The sequence below is a fragment of the Ruegeria sp. CDSA221 genome (assembly GCF_059611825.1).
The window spans coordinates 97,336-116,665 of sequence record NZ_JBXWPK010000006.1 but is presented as its reverse complement, the minus strand read 5'-3'; the positions used below and the strand labels follow the sequence as shown (position 1 = coordinate 116,665).

General features: G+C 55.7%; 16 protein-coding genes. 10 read left to right on the top strand and 6 right to left on the bottom strand.

Annotation, left to right across the window (positions count from 1 at the left end; translation table 11 throughout):
• Window positions 1–2 precede the first annotated feature (2 nt).
• Window positions 3–3,140 (top strand): efflux RND transporter permease subunit, encoded by a 3,138-nt coding sequence (locus AC2FJ5_RS11520; RefSeq protein WP_496793432.1) that lies wholly within the window; start codon window positions 3–5, stop codon window positions 3,138–3,140.
• Window positions 3,141–3,177: 37 nt separating this feature from the next.
• Here the strand turns inward: AC2FJ5_RS11520 and glpD are convergent, their stop codons facing one another.
• Window positions 3,178–4,755 carry a glycerol-3-phosphate dehydrogenase gene (glpD, locus tag AC2FJ5_RS11515; RefSeq protein ID WP_282021329.1) on the bottom strand — a complete coding sequence of 526 codons (1,578 nt, stop codon included), beginning with the start codon at window positions 4,753–4,755 and terminating at the stop codon, window positions 3,178–3,180.
• 203 nt (window positions 4,756–4,958) lie between these two features.
• On the opposite strand from glpD, the gene AC2FJ5_RS11510 reads away from it, so the two are divergent.
• From AC2FJ5_RS11510 to AC2FJ5_RS11485, 6 genes are all read left to right on the top strand, one after another.
• Complete coding sequence (locus AC2FJ5_RS11510; protein ID WP_496793431.1) at window positions 4,959–5,741, top strand: DeoR/GlpR family DNA-binding transcription regulator; 783 nt, start codon at window positions 4,959–4,961, stop codon at window positions 5,739–5,741.
• 97 nt (window positions 5,742–5,838) lie between these two features.
• Window positions 5,839–5,994, top strand: a complete 156-nt coding sequence (locus tag AC2FJ5_RS11505; RefSeq protein ID WP_271946630.1) for a DUF5993 family protein — start codon at window positions 5,839–5,841, stop codon at window positions 5,992–5,994.
• Between the two features lie 9 nt (window positions 5,995–6,003).
• Window positions 6,004–6,573, top strand: a complete 570-nt coding sequence (locus AC2FJ5_RS11500) for a disulfide bond formation protein B (protein WP_496707852.1) — start codon at window positions 6,004–6,006, stop codon at window positions 6,571–6,573.
• Between the two features lie 34 nt (window positions 6,574–6,607).
• Window positions 6,608–6,970, top strand: a complete 363-nt coding sequence (locus AC2FJ5_RS11495) for a DUF3302 domain-containing protein (RefSeq protein WP_496690695.1) — start codon at window positions 6,608–6,610, stop codon at window positions 6,968–6,970.
• Window positions 6,971–6,991: 21 nt separating this feature from the next.
• A complete protein-coding gene (locus AC2FJ5_RS11490) occupies window positions 6,992–8,137 on the top strand; it encodes an HlyD family secretion protein (RefSeq protein ID WP_142634305.1) in 1,146 nt (381 codons plus the stop codon).
• An 11-nt stretch (window positions 8,138–8,148) separates the two neighbouring features.
• Window positions 8,149–9,711: an efflux transporter outer membrane subunit gene (locus AC2FJ5_RS11485; protein ID WP_496793430.1), complete on the top strand. Its 1,563-nt coding sequence runs from the start codon at window positions 8,149–8,151 to the stop codon at window positions 9,709–9,711.
• 3 nt (window positions 9,712–9,714) lie between these two features.
• Here the strand turns inward: AC2FJ5_RS11485 and mprF are convergent, their stop codons facing one another.
• Together mprF and AC2FJ5_RS11475 are read right to left on the bottom strand one after the other, a co-directional pair.
• A complete protein-coding gene (mprF, locus tag AC2FJ5_RS11480; protein ID WP_496793428.1) occupies window positions 9,715–12,324 on the bottom strand; it encodes a bifunctional lysylphosphatidylglycerol flippase/synthetase MprF in 2,610 nt (869 codons plus the stop codon).
• A 98-nt stretch (window positions 12,325–12,422) separates the two neighbouring features.
• Entirely contained in the window at window positions 12,423–12,851 is a 429-nt protein-coding gene (locus AC2FJ5_RS11475; RefSeq protein ID WP_142634311.1) for an Lrp/AsnC family transcriptional regulator, read from the bottom strand.
• Between the two features lie 86 nt (window positions 12,852–12,937).
• Here AC2FJ5_RS11475 and rocF point away from each other — a divergent pair, with 86 nt between their 5' ends.
• Genes rocF through ocd form a run of 3 tightly spaced genes read left to right on the top strand, consistent with a single transcriptional unit; the run spans window position 12,938 to window position 15,828 of the window.
• Window positions 12,938–13,858 (top strand): arginase, encoded by a 921-nt coding sequence (gene rocF / locus AC2FJ5_RS11470; RefSeq protein ID WP_496793427.1) that lies wholly within the window; start codon window positions 12,938–12,940, stop codon window positions 13,856–13,858.
• Window positions 13,858–14,778, top strand: coding sequence for a citrulline utilization hydrolase CtlX (gene ctlX / locus AC2FJ5_RS11465; RefSeq protein WP_496728152.1), 921 nt, complete (start codon window positions 13,858–13,860; stop codon window positions 14,776–14,778). Before rocF ends, ctlX begins: the two co-directional genes overlap by 1 nt.
• A 9-nt stretch (window positions 14,779–14,787) precedes the next feature.
• Window positions 14,788–15,828, top strand: coding sequence for an ornithine cyclodeaminase (ocd, locus tag AC2FJ5_RS11460; RefSeq protein ID WP_142634317.1), 1,041 nt, complete (start codon window positions 14,788–14,790; stop codon window positions 15,826–15,828).
• A gap of 68 nt (window positions 15,829–15,896) precedes the next feature.
• Here the strand turns inward: ocd and AC2FJ5_RS11455 are convergent, their stop codons facing one another.
• The 3 genes from AC2FJ5_RS11455 to AC2FJ5_RS11445 all read right to left on the bottom strand — a co-directional run bounded on the left by AC2FJ5_RS11455 (window position 15,897) and on the right by AC2FJ5_RS11445 (window position 19,015).
• Entirely contained in the window at window positions 15,897–17,300 is a 1,404-nt protein-coding gene (locus AC2FJ5_RS11455; protein WP_496709326.1) for a TRAP transporter large permease, read from the bottom strand.
• Between the two features lie 3 nt (window positions 17,301–17,303).
• Window positions 17,304–17,933 carry a TRAP transporter small permease subunit gene (locus AC2FJ5_RS11450; protein WP_142634321.1) on the bottom strand — a complete coding sequence of 210 codons (630 nt, stop codon included), beginning with the start codon at window positions 17,931–17,933 and terminating at the stop codon, window positions 17,304–17,306.
• A 65-nt stretch (window positions 17,934–17,998) separates the two neighbouring features.
• Window positions 17,999–19,015, bottom strand: a complete 1,017-nt coding sequence (locus AC2FJ5_RS11445) for a C4-dicarboxylate TRAP transporter substrate-binding protein (RefSeq protein ID WP_496793425.1) — start codon at window positions 19,013–19,015, stop codon at window positions 17,999–18,001.
• Window positions 19,016–19,330 lie beyond the last annotated feature (315 nt).

Genomic DNA, 19,330 nt, shown 5'->3' with positions numbered 1-19,330 from the left:
AGATGTTCTCATCCCTGTTCATCAGCCGGCCCAAGCTGGCCCTAGTTATTTCGCTTGTCCTGACGATCATGGGCGGGATCGGCTATATGGTTCTGCCGGTCGCCCAGTTTCCTGATATTACGCCACCGGTCGTCAGCGTTTCCGCCACCTATACCGGTGCCAATGCCGAAACGGTCGAGAACACCGTCGCCGCGCCGATCGAGGCGCAGGTCAACGGCGTGGATGACATGATCTACATGACGTCCACCTCTTCGGATAACGGCTCGTATTCGTTGAATATTACCTTCGAAGTCGGCACCGACCCCGACATTGCATCCGTTAACGTGCAGAACCGCGTTGCGCAGGCCATGTCTTCGCTTCCGTCAGAGGTGACTTCGTCGGGTGTCGTTACGCAGAAGGCATCGACCAATATGCTGATGCTGGTCACGCTGACCTCACCCAAAAGCACCTATGACAGTGTATTCTTGTCGAACTACGCTTCGATCAACCTGAAAGATGCGTTGGCACGGGTACAGGGTGTTGGTAAAGCCGATGTTCTGACTAACCTTGAATATGCAATGCGGATCTGGATGGATCCCGACAAGATGACCGCCCTGTCGATTTCACCGGGTGATGTCATAGACGCTATCCGAGAACAGAATATCGAAGTGTCTGCCGGTTCGATAGGCTCGCCTCCGGTCCCTGAGGGACAGACATTTCAATATACGATCAAGACCAAGGGCCGGCTGACCTCGGCCGCTGAATTTGGCAATATTGTCATCCGTACTGGTGATGCAGGGGCAATCGTACGCATAAGGGACATTGCCAGAACCGAACTTGGAGCGCAGTTCTACTCGGCTTCGGGGTATTTCCAGGCAGAACCCGCAACGGTTATCGGAATCTATCAAGCCCCCGGTGCCAATGCGTTGGCTGTTTCTGATCGTGTTCAGGCCGAATTGGACCGGCTGTCGCGTTCGTTCCCAACAGATGTTGAATATCAGGTTCCGTTCAACACGACCGACTTCGTGGAACAATCTCTGAACGACGTGGTTTCCACCCTGATGCTGACGTTCGTATTGGTGATTTCGGTCGTATTTGTCTTTTTGGGCAGTTGGCGTGCCACGATCATTCCGGCGGTTGCTATTCCTGTTTCGCTGATCGGGACGTTCGCGTTCCTGCTGGCGTTTGGGATGTCCCTGAACACAATTTCTTTGTTCGCGCTTGTACTGGCCATCGGGATCGTGGTCGATGATGCCATCGTGGTGGTTGAAAACGTTGAACGCATTATCGCCGACGAAGGGTTGTCCCCGCCTGAGGCGACACGGAAAGCAATGGGCCAAATCACCGGACCCGTCATCGCAACCACACTGGTTCTGCTGGCCGTTTTTGTGCCCGTAACCTTTATGCCTGGCATCTCGGGGCGACTGTATTCTCAGTTTGCGGTCACCATCTCGACTGCGGTCGTGATTTCGTCAATCAACGCTTTGACCTTGTCTCCGGCGCTTTGCGGACTGGTTCTGCGCGCGCGCTCAGGTCCGCCCAAGGGTATTCTGGCCCTGTTTGAGCGTTTGATCGGAACGCTGCGTGACGGTTATGTTGTCATTGTCCGAAAACTGTTAATTCTGCCAGTCGCCGGACTGGGCGTCATCGTTGTTCTGGCCATGGGTACAGGGACGATCATGTCGAACACATCAAGCGGTTTTATTCCGCTTGAAGACAACGGTTATCTCTTTGTGGACATCCAGTTGCCAGATGCGGCAACGCTGGAACGCACCGAGACTATCGCAGGTCGGGTCGACGACCAGATCCGCGATATCTCGGGGGTCGCCAGTACGGTTCTGATCAACGGGTTTTCGCTGCTGAACGGCACAACCACAAATGGAGCGACCGTTTTTGTGAACCTCGACAACTGGGACGAACGGCAAGATCCCGACCTGTCTGCCGATGCCATTCTGGGCAAGGTTCTGGCGATTGCAAATGGCGAATCCGCAGCTTCGATCGTGGCCTTCAACCCGCCACCGATTCAGGGCCTCGGCATGTCAGCCGGTGTGGAAATGGAGGTTCAGCAAGTCGGGGGCGGTACGCCTCAGGATCTGGCCTCGGCCGTTGGGTCCTTCGTCTATGCTGCAAACCAGCGACCCGAGATTGGTCAGGCCTATACAACATTCCGGGCCAATGTTCCCCAGCTATTTGTCGATCTGGACCGTGAGAAAGCGAAAACCCTGGAAGTGTCTGTTGCTGAGATTTTCCAGACGATGCAAGCCCAGCTGGGCTCGTACTATGTGAACGATTTCAACCTGTTCGGCCGCGTCTACCGTGTGATGATTCAGGCCGAGGGGAGCTATCGGAACAAGGTCGAAGATATTTCGAACCTGTATGTGCGCTCAACCAAGGGCGATATGGTTCCATTGGGTACGTTGATCGACGTGGAAAACGTGTTGGGGCCAGTCCTGTTAAAACGGCATAACCTGTTCCGTTCGGCAACAGTTACAGCTGTACCTGCGCCAGGGCTGTCCAGTGGCGACGCTATCACTGTGATGACAGAAGAATCCGCCAACGCCCTACCCTCGGGATACGCGTTTGAATGGACAGGTACCGCGCAACAGCAGCTTGCATCCGGCAGCCTTGTGATCATTATCCTCGGGCTTGCTGTCCTGTTCGCCTATTTGTTCCTGGTGGGGCAATACGAAAGCTGGTCGATGCCGGTGTCTATTCTTCTATCGGTTATTGTTGCCCTGTTCGGGGCGGTTGCGGCGGTGGCCATCGTGGGCAGCGACATAAACCTGTACACGCAGATCGGGATGATCATGCTAGTGGGGCTTGCGTCGAAGAACGGTATCCTCATCGTTGAATTCGCAATGGAACAGCGTGCCAATGGCCTTTCGATCAAAGATGCTGCAGCCGAAGCCGCCCATCAACGTTTCCGCGCGGTGATGATGACTGCCCTCTCCTTCCTGTTGGGTGTTGTACCGTTGCTTGCCGCGAACGGCGCGGGTGCGGCTAGCCAGAAGGCCATCGGTGTCGCCGTCTTTGGCGGAATGCTGGCGGCAACTCTGGTTGGCGTTATCCTTGTGCCGGTACTTTACGCCCTGATGCAGGGGCTGAGGGAATGGCTCAAAGGGACAAAGAACGACCCCGACCCTTCGGAAGAAGCCGCATAAATCAAAAAAAGCCCCGCCAAAAACGCGGGGCTTTTCTTTAGTGGGCCAGGCGCTTTTCGATCCAGCGCTGGATGGCAGCGATCTGATCGGCATCAAGTCTTAGGCCCAGCTTGTTTCTGCGCCAGATGGCATCTTCAGCGCAGCGCACATATTCCTTGGTGACCAGCCATTCCATTTCGCGTTCGGTCAGAGTCGCCCCGAACTCTTCCCCCAGATCCTCAGCGGTCTTTGCATCGGCCAGAATAGCGCGCGCCTCGGTTCCATAGGCGCGCACCAGCCGTTCCGCCCATGTGCGATTCAAAAAGGCATAGTCGAATTCCAGACCGGCAATAAGGTCTTGCACTGCGCTAACGGGGAAATCGCCACCCGGCAAAGAAACACCAGCGGTCCATGGACCGGGCAAATCCGGGAAGTACTCAGCGATTTTCTCAAGCGCACTTTCGGCCAATCTGCGATAGGTCGTAATCTTGCCGCCGAAAACATTCAAAACCGGAGCGCCGCCAAGCCCATTGACCTTCAGAGTATAGTCTCTGGTCGCGGCCGTTGCGCTGCTGGCCCCATCGTCATACAGAGGGCGCACACCGGAATAGGTCCAAACGATGTCTTCGCGGGTCACAGGCTGCTCAAAATATTTTGACGCAAATGCACACAGATATTCCTGTTCAGACTCAGTACAGACTGGAGGAACCGATGGGTCTGGGTGATCCTGATCAGTTGTTCCAATAAGGGTGAAATCTCTCTCATAGGGAATGGCAAAGATGATGCGCCCGTCTTCGCCCTGAAAGAAATAGCATTTGTCATGGTTGAATAACCTGTGGGTTACGATATGGCTGCCGCGAACCAACCGAACGCCTTCACGCGAGTTCACGTGGATTTTGTCCTGAATAATGTCCCCGACCCAAGGGCCACCGGCATTGATCAGCATCTTGGCCTGGACGACGCGCGTTTCATCACTCTGCTTGTCGCGGATCGTGACATGCCACAGGTCATCGACCCTTTCGGCAGACAGAACCTCTGTCCGGACCAGAATTTCGGCACCTCTGGCCTCGGCATCACGGGCGTTCAGAACCACCAGACGGGAATCCTCAATCCAGCAGTCGGAATATTCATAGGCAGTTTCGAACCTGTTCTGCAGCGGGCCGCCTTCGGGCGCAGACCGTAGATTCAGCGACGAAGTTCCCGGCAGAATTTTACGCCCCCCGAGGTGGTCATACATGAACAAGCCCAGACGGATCAGCCAGGCCGGGCGACGACCGCGCATCCAGGGCATCACCATGCTCAGCAGGCGCGATGTCGGCGTGTCCGAGTCAAAGCGCATCCCATCGTGGTACGGAAGCACAAAGCGCATCGGCCAACTGATATGCGGCATTGCCCGCAGCAAGGTCTCACGCTCGATCAGCGCCTCGCGGACCAGTCGGAATTCAAAGTACTCAAGATACCGCAGGCCGCCATGGAACAGTTTGGTCGAGGCAGAGGACGTCGCCGATGCCAAGTCGTTCATCTCGGCCAATGTCACCGACAATCCCCGCCCGGCCGCATCACGCGCGATCCCGCAACCGTTAATACCGCCACCGATGATGAATAGGTCAGTAACCTGGCCAGTCTGCTGTGCCATTTGCAGGTCAGTCCTTTTGCTGAAAACGTGCGGCAATTAACCCGTTCGATACTCGGTTCGTCAATGTGGATTTTCGTTTTTTTTCGCGTAACGAACAAGAATAGCGATTTTTTGTTGTTGTCCAAACGATGTTTGATTTCTGCCGGTTGCAATATTGCGAAAAAAGGAACAAAAACGAAAGAACCCAATAACCGGAGCTTCCCTTGTCTCTTTCGTTCCGCCAGTCAGACATCATAGAAATCGCCAAGCAGAATGGTCGCGTCATGGTCGAGGATCTGGCGTTGCAGTTTGGTGTCACGGTCCAAACGATCCGGCGCGATCTTTCCGAGCTTGCGGAACTGGGCAAGCTGGACCGGGTTCATGGCGGCGCGGTCCTGCGATCCGGCGTTTCGAATATCGGTTACGAGGACCGGCGCACCCTGAATGCTGAAATCAAGACCCGTATCGCACAGGTTTGCGCTGCCAACATACCGGATGGTGCATCGCTTTTTTTGAACATCGGTACATCGACCGAGGCTGTCGCGCATCAGTTGCTAAACCACAAAGATCTTATGGTGGTGACAAATAACATGAATGTCGCGCGTATCCTGGTGGAAAACACGAACTGCCAGATCGTCGTCGCCGGTGGTGTTCTGCGCCGGTCGGACGGTGGTCTGATCGGTAACCTGACCAATTCAACGATTGAACAATTCAAGTTCGATTATGCGGTAATCGGGTGTTCCGCACTGGACGCCGATGGTGATCTTCTGGATTTCGATTTCCAAGAAGTCCGTGTCAGCCAGACTATCATTGCACAGGCCAGACACAGCTTTCTGGTTGCCGATCATTCGAAATTTCAGCGCTCGGCCCCTGCCCGTATTGCCTCGATGTCCGAAGTTGACGTTTTCTTTACAGATCAACCTCTTCCAAGTGGGCTTGCACGTAAATGTAAGGAATGGGGAACGCGGGTCGTATACAGCGGCCGAACCACCGGAGATTCGCATTAAACGCGTAATTCCAAACGTGGTTCTTGTCATAGGCGACCGGCCCTGACAGTATCGCAACATATTGCAATCAGTGCACGGCAAGGGGGAGATCCGGGCCATGATCGCGCTTTTATTTGCGTTACTCACAGCCACTATGGGGCTGAATTATTATAGAAAAACCAAAGCGGCCAATGTTGTGTTCTTCATTACCATGGCCCTAAGTGTTTATTGGCTGAAGTTTCATGCCACCAGCCAACTGACCATTCAGCTGTAGGAGGCCACAATGACACCCGAGCTTTCCCGCACCCTGAACGCGTTGGGAACCCTGGCGGTCAGCCTCGTTCTTGTACTGGCCTTCGGATACCAGCTGGCGCTGAACGAACTGCCCTGCCCGCTTTGCTTATTGCAACGGGTCGGGTTCGTAGCGGTGGGCGTTGGTTTGGGCCTGAACCTGCTATACGGAGCCCGGCCGCAGCATTATGCGTTGATGTTGCTTGCGGCACTGTTTGGGATCAGCGTTTCCGTTCGCCAGATCTTGCTGCATATCGTACCGGGTACCGGCCACTATGGTTCGCCTGTTTTTGGGTATCACTACTACACATGGGCCGCGATCTGCTTTTTTCTGATCCTGCTGGGCACGGCAATCATGCTGCTTTTCGACCGTCAATATCAGGACACAACCGTCGATCAACCACGGTTCGGGGGCAATACGCTGGCCAAAACCGCGTTCTTTGTGATGCTAGGGCTGGCCGCGCTAAATGCGGGGTCGACCTTGTTGGAATGTGGACCAGGTATCTGCGCTGACCCGCCGACAAGCTACAAATTGATTGACGAACTGGACACCAACAACTGAGGATGGATAAACCTTCCCTCATGGAGGCATCGGAATGGGACTACTGGGGCAGCCGCTAGGCTATTATGACTATCTGACATTTATCGCACTTATACTGCTGCTGGCCGCTGTAATGGCGCTGTTTCTGTTCATAATGGGACTGCCCGGCCGCATCGCAATCAAACGCAACCATCCCCATGCCGAGGCAGTCAAGATCATGGGCTGGATGGGGTTTCTGGCCGTCGTTCCCTGGATTCACGCCTTTATGTGGGCTTTCCACGATGCAGCCACAGTCGATATCCGCCGTTTGCCCGACGATGAACGCGATGCGATACGCAAGGATATCAAACGGTTGGGCGGTGAACTGACTGAAGAATATCGCGATCCGCTGGACCCGGACGAAACACAAAAAAGCTAAGGCTAAAGGAAGTCCCACAATATGTTTGTCGCTCTTGGCATTACGCTTTTCTACATCATTTTTGTCTGGCTGATCTTCTTCAAACTGCAATGGCTTAAGTTCAGTATCGCCTGGGGCATCGTTTCCTTCTGGGTGGGTGCTCATCTGTTATTGATCTTTATGGTTGCGCTGCGGTTCTTCCAGCCATTTTCGATCGACAGCCACGTGGTCCGCTCAACCATACAGATCGTACCGCGCCTGACTGAACCAACCATCCTTTCCGAGGTTCTGGTCGAGCCGAATACAGAGGTGAAGAAAGGGGATCCGCTGTATCGGTTCGACGACACCGTCTTTGCGCTTGAATTCGAAGAGGCATCCGCACAGTTGGTTGCAGCCCAGCAGAACGCCAAAATTCTGGAACAGGATGTGATCGTCGCGGGTGAAGCCGTCGAACGAGCCAACGCGCAACTGGCATATGCGCTGACCCAGCAAGCACGGTATGAAAACCTTGTCCCTGCGGGTGGTGCCCGCGAGGATGAGCTGGATCGCTGGAACGAGCAGGTCACGGAAGATCAGGCCAAGATAAAAGAGGCCGAAGCCAATCTGGAAAAGGCAAAGCTGGCGCTGGATTCGCAGATCGACGGGGTCAATACCGGAATCGTTCAAGCTCAGGCTCAGTTGGAAAAGGCCCGGTACTTTCTGGACAATACTACGATCTACGCGCCCGAAGATGGTATGATCGTTTCACAACAGGCACGCCCGGGTCTGGTTGTCGGTGATATCCGATTGGGCGCAATCGCCAGCTTTGTGACCAAGGAAAACCCCTATATTCTCGCCACTTACCGGCAGCAGAACCTGAAATTTGTGAAACCCGGGCAACAGGTTGAGGTCGCGCTGGACTTATATCCCGGAGAAATCCTGACCGGCAAAGTCGAGGCAATCTGGTGGGCAACCCGCCAGGGTCAATATCTGCCATCAGGCCGCCTGCCCGGATTTGAACTGCCAAAAATTCCTGGACATATTGCCGTGCAGATTTCGGTCGATATTCCAGATGGCCACGTCTTTCCCGCCGGTGGACATGCCGCGGTGGCAATCTATACCGGCCAGGGCAAAAGCTTTGAGTTCCTGCGGCGCATCAATATCCGCCTCTATTCCTTCGCAAACTTCATCCGACCACTGGACATTTAAGGACACGCTGTATGACACGGGCCAGGCTAAACCGCAGTTTGATGGGCACAGCCCTGTGTGCCGCGCTGCTGGTGGGATGCGCACCTGTCGGTCCTGATTTTGTGCGACCGAACTCTCCGGTCGTGAAGGAATGGATCGAGGTAAACAACCCCTCAGTCGGTCCCAGCGGCCTCACCTCGCGCAGCGCGCCGGTGGCAAAATGGTGGGAGACCTTCAACGACGCCACTTTGAACCGGTTGATCGCCGAAGCCTATGCCCAGAACCTAGCGCTACAGGTGGCCGGTGCACGCGTATTACAGGCCCGCGCACAGCTTGGGATTGCCTTTGGTGAGCTTTACCCCCAATCGCAGGCCATCGGAGCCTCGATCGAGCGGCGCCAGATCAGCGATAATATCGGGCCGATTTCCGATATCAATCGGATCATCCCTCTGGATACCGAATTCTCGACCTCTCAGGTTGGCTTCGACGCCCAATGGGAACTGGATGTGTGGGGGCAGCAACGCCGGGGTGTGCAGGCCGCACGATCCAATCTGGCACTTCAGGTCGCTAATTACGATGACGCTCTGGTCACGCTGACCGGCGATGTAGCAGCGTTATATGTAAGCTTCCGCGCGCTGCAAGAAACTCTGTTCGTGGCACGAGAGAATATCAAACTGCAGCAGGATTCGGTTGATCTGACCCAGCTGCGTTTCAACAACGGCGTCACCACTGAACTGGATGTGCAAGAGGCCACCGCCCTGCTGAACAATACCATGGCGCTGGTGCCGGAAATTGAAAGCGATCTTCAGCAGACCAAGAATGCTTTGGCTGTATTACTGGGAACAACACCCTCGCGCATGGCCGGGTTGCTGGGTAATTCCGGTCGTATCCCTTCGGCCCGATCCAACGTCGCCGTTGGAGTACCAGCGGAATTGCTGCGCCGACGCCCGGATGTACGCGCCGCAGAACTGGCCGCTGCCACACAGTCTGCGCAAGTTGGGATCGCGATTGCTGACCTGTATCCCCAGTTCATCCTGTCCGGTTCGATCGGCCTGCAGGCCTCGGGCAGTCAGGACCTGTTTTCATCCGCCAGCAATACTGGGCTGGCCAGTGCCGGAGTGGTCTGGAATGTGCTGAATTATGGGCGGATCAAGAATAATGTCCGCGCCCAGGACGCAGCTTATCAGGCATTGATCGCCAACTATCAAAACACCGTCCTGACCGCCTATTCCGAGGTCGAAAGTGCTATGGTCGCCTATACGCAATCACGCAAACAGGTGACATTTTACCAAAACAGCGTCACCGCATCGCGCAAAGCTGCCGAGATAGCGGTGAACCAATACCGGGATGGCATCGCCAGCTATTCCCGCGTTCTGAACACGCAAACCGCATTGCTGCGATCACAGGCCAACCTGATCGAAGCCCGCCAGCAGGTTTCGAGCAATCTGGTTGCAGTCTACAAAGGTTTAGGCGGTGGTTGGCAAATCCGGCAAAATCAGGAGTTCCTGCCGGAAACCGTGCTGGCCGAAATGGCCTATCGCACCGATTGGGGAGACCTGCTGCAACAGGCTCCGACCCAAGCGAGCCTGAACTGAGCGCTATTTCGTCAGACCGCGCAAACCGCCCGAAATCAGAATGTTGACCTCGTACAGAATACGCGGCGCGGCCAGTCCTCCGGGGCTGGCCAAATAGTTCGGGCTCCATTCTGGTTCGAATTTCTGCTTGAACGAGCGCAGCCCCTCGAAGTGATAAAACTGTTCGCCATGTTCATAGACAAAGCCGCCAATGCGGTTCCACAGCGATGCCAGTTGCCGGTTTTCGATCCCGGAAAACGGTGCCGCCCCCAGCGAGAACCAGTGGAACCCCTGCTCGGCCCCCCATGACATCATCTCGGCAAACAGCGCGTCCATAACAAAATTTGGGCTATCTGGTTCATACCGCATCAGATCCAGCGACAGTTCTGATTTTTGCCCGCCCTGAAACAGGTTAGCAAACGCGACGATCTCACCTGTTTCGCCATTCCGCAGCACCGCGTGGTCGAAATAGGACAGATAGGTTTCATCAAATCCGCCAAGCGCAAAACCTTTCTCGGCCCCAGCTTTTTGTGCCAGCCAGTCATCCGAAATCTTGCGCAACTCGGGCAGGATCAGGTTTAGTTCCTGTTTTGGAATAATCTCGAAAACATACCCTTCGCGTTCGGCCCGGTTCTTGGCCTGACGGAACCGCTTGCGGGATTTTCCGTCCAGCGAAAAATCTTTCAGCGGCACCCGCGCTACTTCGCCAATTTTCAGGATCGACAGGCCAAGGTCTAGAAAGGTCGGCAGGTATTTGGTGGAAACGCTGTAGAAGGCACAAAGTTTACCCTCACGGTCCGCCATCTCGCGCAGCTGCCATATCAGCTGTTTACCGGCGGTTTCATCCCCTACTGGTTCACCTTTGGTGACCAGTGCGTTGCCGGTATCGGCATAAGCCAGAAAAGCGGTTTCATCCGGCGCGATCAGGAACTGCTTGTCCCCGGTCAGGGAAATCTGGGATTCCGTGTCTTCGCTTTCCATCACCAGACGTTCGACTACTTCGGGGATTTCTGTGCGGACTGGAACAGGAATCTCGCGCCCGAACAGTGAGCTAACGGCAACCACCCCAAGGATGACCGCAACCACAAGGCTGGATCGTAGGAACCGCGAGGCGTCGCCGTTCCAGGCAAACTCCCACCACAGGGCATTTTGATATTCGACATGGGAATAAGCAAACAGACCCACCCAAAAGATCACGGCAAGCAATGCAAGAACGCTGACCAGCCAAGGTATGTTCAACCTGAAGATCGACGCGCCGCTAACCCGATAGAAAGCATCCCGGAACATGGCCAGCAGAACGATGCTACCCACCATGCTGAGCGCTTCGTGCGTATCCAGCCCTTTGGTCAGCGAAGCGACAAAACCGGCCAGCATCAACAGCATGGCCACGACCCAGGCCCGGTAAAGCTTGCGAAACAGCCCCCGTGAGACAAGGATCAGCAAGACCCCTACCGCGCTCCCGGCCAGGTGGGACGCTTCGACAAAGGACAGGGGCAGGAAATCCCGCAGCACACCCAGGTTACCGCTGCTTGCAGGCAACGCGCCGGAGACCAGAAGTATCACACCGGCCACTGCGGCCACGCCTGCGGCCACCATGGGCACGATCGGACGGATCACTCGATAAACCCAAGTGGCTGCACCAGTAATATGTCGCCGGTGGCTCAGCGCTGATGCCACAGCGATTGAAAGCGTGGCGATGAGGAAGGGAAGAAACGTATAAACAAGGCGATACAGCAACAGCGCGGCAATGACATCCGACCGGCCTGACGCGCCAAGTCCCGCGATCATAGTCGCCTCGAAGGCGCCAATTCCACCCGGCGCATGGCTGAGGATACCGACCGCAATCGCGCCAATAAAGATGGTGAAGAAATAGGGGTAGCCGATCCCAAGGTCTGTCGGCAGCAGCACATACAGAACCATCGACGCACCAAAAACATCGCCCAAGGCAGCCAGCGTCAGCAACCCGGCCAGTTTGCCGCCGGGAAGGTTAAATCCAACCCCGCCATAGGCCAGCCTGCGCCCGCCTTTCGACAGCCAGATGAACAGCGTTGCCAGAGCGATCAAAAGGCCCAATCCTATGACCGTCTCGACCGTATCGCTGATTGGCAAAACCTTCGATATCCCGTCGGGATGAAAGGTCAGCAAAGCCCCCAACAGCAAGGTCATGCCAGACCAGAAAGCGATCCACGAGGTCGCAATAACCCCAGCGACGCGCCCCAGATCCAGCCCCAATGATGCGTAGATCCTGTACCTGATCGCCGTGCCCGTGATGTAGGAAAACCCAAGGCAGTTTGACACCGCATAACCACAGGCCCCGGCCATGCCCGCAACCGGCAAAGGGACCTCACCGTCGGCAACGCTCTGGACTGCAAAGACGTCGTATAAAGACAGGGAAACAAAGCTAAAAGCGGTCCAGCACAAGGCGATGAACAACAGCGTCCAAGAGGTGTTCGCCACATCCGTCTGAACGGATGACCATTTCACATGCGCAGACAGTTCATGCAGCACGGTCAGGGCGACCAGCATGACGAATACGGGAATGGCGATTCTGACCAGGGGTCGTTCCAGAAAACCGGATACTCTTTCGGCAAGTCGGATGGCCCAGAGTTCTTTGCCTGTATCCTGATCAGTCATGTGATTTCCCTGTTTCAGGTTCGCAGCTGCCTTTGCGCGGGTGGCGAACGCATCGCAACTTTTACACATATTCCTTGCTGCTCAAAGCACTACAGCAATCAGACGCGGCCTTTCCGAGTAGAAAGAAGCAAGTTGGTTTCAGATCGCGTAATCCCTTCGATCCTGCGGATGCGAAACAGGATTTCATCCAGTTCGGCCAGGGTTTCGGTTCCAATCTCGGCAATCAAGTCCCAACCGCCATTTGTCGAATGGACAGCCCGCACCTGCGGCATGGCAGCAATTTGGGCCATGGTGCGCTCGGTGCCGCGCCCTTCGATTTCCAGCATCATCAACCCTCTGACCGGGCTTTGCGCCACATCCTGCCGTGTCAGAACTGTAAAACCTACAATCTCACCGGATTGCTTCAAACGTTGCAGACGGCTGCGCACTGTTGTGCGTGTGACCCCCAGTGTTTCAGCCAGTTCCGAGAGTGAAGCACGGGCATCCCGGTGCAGAGCGCTGAGAAGCTTGCCATCCAAATCGTCCATTCAATACTTCCGTTATGTCACTTGCGGTTCCATTTTGAGCATTTTGATCCCTATCCGCAAGCCACATTGCTGGAGTAGTAGTACATATGGATACAAACAACGTAATTCTGGTTGGCGCCCCGATGGATTCGGGCAAGCGTCGACAAGGCTGCCGGATGGGCCCCGATGCCTATCGGGTTGCGGGGCTTCAATCAGCTCTTTCCGATCTCGGCCTTCACCTACGGGATCTCGACGATATCACACCTGACATTCCGGATATGTCCGAACATTCGCATCTCTTCGCCCTGCCCGAGTGTGTCGGTTGGACCAAAGCTCTCAGCCGTGTTGCGCAGGATGTCGCCCCACAAGGCCTGCCAATTTTCATGGGCGGCGATCATGCACTTTCGATGGGCACGGTTTTGGGCATGGCACAGCACGCCGAGCGGATCGAACGCCCACTGTTCGTTCTCTGGCTGGACGCGCATAGCGATTTCCACACACCCGAGAGCACCGATAGCGGCAACCTGCACGGGACACCCGTAGCCTATTTCACCGGACAGCCCGGATTTGACGACTTTCCACCGGTTTCATCACCAGTTCCGACCGACCGGGTCGGCATGATCGGTCTGCGCTCGGTCGACCCAGCCGAACGGGCTCGGCTGGAACAGGATCGCGCAATGCTGGCCGATATGCGAAGCATCGACGAAAACGGCATCAAAGCACCGCTGATGGCCTTTCTGGAGCGGGTCCGGGCAGCGGATGGCATCCTTCATGTTTCGCTGGATGTGGATTTCCTTGATCCGTCCATTGCTCCTGCAGTTGGCACAACAGTTCCAGGTGGCGCGACCGAACGCGAGGCTCATCTAGTGATGGAACTGCTGCACGAAAGCGGTCTTGTCTGCTCGCTGGATCTGGTAGAATTGAACCCGTTTCTGGACGAACGCGGCCGCACTGCAAAATTGATGGTGGATCTGGCCGCCTCATTGCTGGGCCGCCGCATCTTTGACCGCCCCACCCGGAGCTTCTGATGCAATCTCTACAAGCCCCACCAGCCGTTGTGATGATCCGGCCCCATGCGTTTGCTTCGAACCCCGAGACACGCGACGACAATGCGTTCCAGACCTTGGCCAACCGCTCGGCAGCGGCCACGTCTGTCCAAGCGCGCGATGAACATGATCAGGCGGTGGCGCTGCTGCGCGATGCGGGTATTAAGGTTCATGTCTTCGACGATTTCGGAGACCTCGACACACCAGACAGCGTATTTCCGAACAACTGGTTCTCGACCCATCCCGGCGGACATGTGGCAATCTATCCGATGTTTGTGCCGTCGCGCAGGCGCGAACGTCGCGCCGACGTCATAGAAATGTTGAAACAGGAGTATCGTGTTCAGGACGTGATCGATTATTCCGGGCTTGAACAGGACAGACTGGCGCTGGAAGGCACCGGAGCGATGGTTCTGGACCACATTGGCCGCGTGGCCTACACGGTCAAATCCAACCGCGCCGACCCCGTTCTGTTGGAGCGTTTCTGCACCCATTTCAACTATGAGCCCATCGCATTCGAGGCGCATGATGCCGCAGGACGTGATGTCTATCACACGAATGTTCTGATGGGCATCGGCTCCAAATACGCGCTGATCTGTCTTGATATGATCGCGGACCCCGAACGCCGCGCGACAGTGAAAGCCAGGCTGGAAGAATCCGGTCGCACGGTCATTGACCTGACGCATGATCAGATCGCTGAATTTGCTGGCAACGCCATCGAACTGAGCGGCCTGAATGGTCCCGTGCTGGCGCTGTCCAGCCGGGCACTTGCCGCCCTGACCCCGGTACAAATCGCTACAATCGAAGCCAGCGCGACACCTCTGCCGCTTTCGATTCCCACCATTGAAACTGCCGGTGGATCCGTGCGCTGCATGATTGCGGGCATCCACCTGTCCCGCCGATAGGAGCCCCTAATGCAACCATCTGAAAAGGCCCTGGTGCCGTTTGTGTCTGTCGACAATATGATGAGACTGGTCCACCATATCGGCGTCGAACGTATGATCACCGATATTGCGGCGCAAATCGAAGCTGATTTCAAACGGTGGGAAAGCTTTGACAAAACACCCCGCATCCCTGCCCACTCGCCGCATGGGGTTATTGAACTGATGCCAACCTCAGACGGTGAGGCCTATGGGTTTAAATACGTCAACGGCCACCCCAAGAATACCTCCGAGGGCCTACAGACCGTTACCGCATTTGGACTGCTGGCAGACGTCTACACAGGCTATCCGACCCTGCTGACCGAAATGACCATGCTGACTGCATTGCGCACCGCAGCAACCTCTGCTCTGGTCGGCAGCTATCTTGCGCCCAAATCGGCCTCGACCATGGCAATGATCGGGAATGGCGCGCAATCCGAATTTCAGTGCCTCGCCTTCAAGGCCATGTGCGGGATTGATACTGTTCGCTTGTACGACACCGACGCGGCTGCCACCGAAAAATGTGCGGCCAACTTGGCGGGCTCTGGCCTCTCGGTCGTGAAATGCAAATCCCCTGAGGACGCCATCGAAGGCGCGCATATCATCACGACCTGCACGGCGGACAAGAAAAATGCCACGATCCTGACCGATAACTTGGTCGGCCCAGGCGTCCACATCAACGCGATCGGCGGCGACTGTCCAGGCAAAACCGAACTGCACAGAGATATCCTGCTACGCTCTGAAATATTCGTCGAATACCCGGAACAAACCCGTATTGAGGGCGAGATTCAGGCCCTTGAAGACGATCATCCCGTCACCGAGTTGTGGCAGGTCATGACGGGACAGGCCGAGGGTCGCAAAGATGATCGTCAGATCACGTTGTTTGACAGCGTAGGCTTCGCGATCGAGGATTTTTCAGCCCTGCGCTACATCCAGTCCGCAGTCCGGGGCACAGATTACTACGAACCCCTGGACATGCTGGCAGACCCTGACGATCCGCGCGATCTGTACGGAATGCTGATGCGAGCGAAATAGAGATACCCTGCCCCCAACGCGCCAGCCGGGGGCAGATATCACCAAAGATTGACTTCGCCAGATGCCAATTACCCAGCCAGCGAAGGCAGGTACAGAACGATGCCCGGAAAGGCGACCAGCAGCGCAATCGTCACGGCGTCGGCGATGAAAAACGGCGTCACGCCCTTGAACACGTCCTGAACGCTCAGATCAGGGCGGACGCCGGCAACGACAAAGCAATTCAAACCGATCGGTGGCGTGATCAGGCAGAACTCGGCCATTTTCACCACCAAAATACCAAACCAGATGGCGCACATCGGACCGGACATCCCAAACGTACTTTCCGCAGCGGTGACGGCCTCGCCCCCGTTCAGCGCCATAACTGCCGGATAGACAACCGGCAGAGTCAGCAACAGCATCCCGATGGCATCCATGAACATGCCGAGCACCGCATAGGCCAGCAGGATGCAGATCAGGATCAGCATGGGTGACATCGTCAGCGATGTGATCCAATCGGAAAACGCGTTCGGCAAATCGGCGAATCCCAGGAACCTTACATAGATCAGCACACCCCAGATGATCGAAAAGATCATTGCGGTCAATTTGGCTGTCTCGAGAAGTGCGGATTTCAACTCTGCCCATCTCATGCCGTGGAACAAGGCGAAACAGAATACGATGAAGGCACCTATTGCCCCGCCCTCGGTTGGTGTGCCCCAGGCTTTCTCACCAAAGGGGTTATAGACAAAACAGATGATGATCAGGATCACCGCCACAATCGGCAGAGCGCCAGGCAGAGCGGCAAAACGCTGTTTCCAGGTAAAGCCAGTGACCGGTGGGCCGACATTCTTGAACACCACCGCGATACCGACGATCAGCAACCCGTAAATAACCGCCGAAAAGGCCCCCGGTATGAACCCGGCGAGCAACAGCTTGCCCACATCCTGCTCTACGATGATCGCATAAATCACAAGGATCGCAGAAGGTGGGATCAGTGAGGCCAAAGTGCCACCTGCAGCGACTACGCCCGCCGCAAATTGTTTGTTGTACCCTACCTTCAGCATTTCCGGGATCGCGATCCGGGCAAATACCGCAGATGTCGCGACCGATGCCCCCGAGACTGCAGCAAACCCAGCGGTGGCGAACACGGTTGCGACCGCAAGCCCACCCGGAACCCAGGCCACCCAGCGCTTGGCCGCCTCGAACAGCGCGCGCGTCAGGCCTGCGTAATAGGCAAGATAGCCGATCAGGATAAAGGTCGGAATCAGGCTGAGCGTATGGGCTGCAACCTTGGAATGCGGCACTTGCCCTGCGGTTTTTACCGCAACGGTCAGCGCCTTGCCAAATCGGTCAGGATCATATCCGAATTTGGCCCAGAATATCCAAACCAGACCGATCAGCCCCGCCAACGCCGCGGCAAAAGCCACACGCATTCCGGTGATAACCAGAACCAGCAGACCACCGGTGACCCAGAGGCCAATCTCAATCGAGTCCATATGCTAGTCCTGTCCTTCGAATTGTTCGGCTTCAGCGGCAGCCTGCGCAGCAGCGTCCTGTATCATCGGCACCGCAACTGGGTTTTGTAGGCCCAGCACAAAGGCCCGTCCATAACCCCAGATTTGCAGCACAAGCCGCAAGCAAAGTACCGAAAACGCAATAGGTGCCAGTAACTTGGCAGGCCAGAGCGGGATGCCAATGTCGATCGAGCTGTCCCGGCTCCACAGAGGTGCGCCAAAGTCGAATGATCTGTCGAAATGGGACCAGCTGCCCCAGACCAATGCCAACATGAGCACCAGGATGAGAACGACCGAAATCAACTCGAACAGCCACAAAGCCCGTCCGTGTAGCCGCGAAATGACAATATCCATCCGGATATGGCCCCCATCGCGTTGTACGTAAGAGATACCTAGAAACGCAATCAAAGGCATGGCTTGCTCGATCCAATCGACATAGCCCGGCAATGGCGCGTTATAGGCGTTGCGCCCGCTCACCGAGACAACTGCCAGCACCATTAACCCGAACACGGCAATTCCGCTGATCAGTGCAAGCGTACGCTCGGCCCTTAACAGCAGCTGGTCCAGCCTGCTCAGACGGCTATCATCCGCAAGCACCGTCGCCTGTCCTGCCATTCCGCTGGCCCTTTCTGTATTGGAATCAGTGTCCGGGTACCGCGCTGGGTACCCGGAACGCGTGATCAGTTCCCGCCACGCTGTTGTTTCAGCGTCAGTTGAACAAGATCATATAGATCCTGCGCAGGCAGACCCTGCGCGGACATGTCAGCGATCCATTGCTCGCGGATCGGATCAGCAGCCTTGGTGCGGAATTCCTCCAGCACGGCCTCGTCGATCTGAACTTTCTGCACGCCTTTTTCGGTCAACACACCATCCCACTGCTCCAGCAGACCGCCGTAATTGGCGAGATAATGGGCAATGGCCTCGTCGACAGAACTGTTAAGCGCTTCACGATGTTCTGCAGGCAGCGCTTCGTAGGCGTCGATATTGACCACAACCGGACAGTTTACAGTGCCGGGGTTCAGGTTGGCCGTCCACCAGTCGGCTTCGTTGATGGTGCCGAAAGACAAATGTGCGTGCTGAGCAAAGGCCACTGTATCAACAACACCGGATTCCATCGCATTAAACGCCTCGGTCGCGGGCACCGATGTTGGAACACCGCCAACGGCCTCAAACGCCTTACCCAGCCCGCCGGTCGCACGTACACGCATGCCGTCAAAATCGGCAAGCGTTGAGCGCGGATCACCGGTTCCAACGATATTATACTGGGGCATTGGCGACGTCATGATGATCCGGGCATTCCACTGAGCCATCTCATCCTTAACGGCGGGATGATCATATACAGCGTGGCTGACGGCCACCTCTTCTTCCAAATTGTTCACACCCAGGAACGGCAGTTCAAGTACAGTGATCGCCCGATTTTTGTCGCGGTGATAGCCTGCGCAGAACTGCGCCATTTCGAATGCACCGATCTCAATCCCGTCCAGATTCTCCTTCGGCTTTGACAGCCCACCATAGCTGACATTGATCGTGAATTCGCCACCGGTTTTTTCGCTGACCAGTTCAGCCAGTTTCTCGACATGTTCGGTAAAGGCCCGGCGTTTGCCCCAGACCGATGCATTCCATTCTGTTGCTGCAGCTTCGGTAACGAATGCAACAGTCAGGGCGGCGACGGCGGCACTGCTCAACATTTTAGTCATAGTGATTTCTCCCATTGATGCGTCCCCTTTTTTGGGTCGCTTGCGCGTAAAGCTAGCGCCAACATCGATATGTGCCAACCCCTGCCAGACCACCCACCAAAATCTGCAATCCGCCCGCCAGCGCTAACAATCATAAGGTGTATATGAAATGTGTAAATTTCACGGGCGAGCACTTTGAAAACAGTTGAAATGTGGTTAACATCTATATTGCTGTTTTAAATATGTTTTTTTACTTTCTTACGATTTCCTTTACAAATCCCCCAGAGGGAATGAAATTTATTAACAAATAAACCCTGCTATTTCTGTAATTTATTT